Here is a 410-nt window from a genome sequence, read left to right as displayed (position 1 = left end):
CTAAACTTCCTCGGTCTGCCCTGCCTGGCTGGCGAAGGAATGTCGTTGTATCCCCAGATTGGTAATCCGTATTTCTGGTCTTCTTTTGCCAGATAGCTGGCTATACGTCTCAGGCTGTCGATGGCTTCGTTGTTGTGATATTCAACAACATTGTTAATATTGTCCTGATGATATTCCTGTGGCCTGCATCTCTGGTATTTGCCCTCACCATGGGTAATCTGTTGCCACAGCACTCCCGCCTGTAAAATAAATGGGAATGATTTCTGATGCTCCTGACCATTAAGATAAAAAATCGCATGGGCATGTACCTCTCCTTCTGATGTCCATTCCAGCACCCAGAAACAACCGATAACGCCTGGAAGGTTCATCATCGCCTGAGTGAGCTCTCTGAGATCATCCTGTATTTCTGC

General features: G+C 46.8%; 1 protein-coding gene. It reads right to left on the bottom strand.

What is annotated here, in order from left to right:
- Positions 1 to 410 (bottom strand): rolling circle replication-associated protein (locus QQZ18_RS15770; protein ID WP_284541905.1); only part of this gene is annotated, 410 nt, incomplete at both ends.

Origin of the sequence: Pleomorphomonas sp. T1.2MG-36 (assembly GCF_950100655.1) — a bacterium.
Classification (GTDB): Bacteria; Pseudomonadota; Alphaproteobacteria; order Rhizobiales; family Pleomorphomonadaceae; genus Pleomorphomonas.
This window is presented reverse-complemented; position numbering and strand designations above follow the sequence as displayed.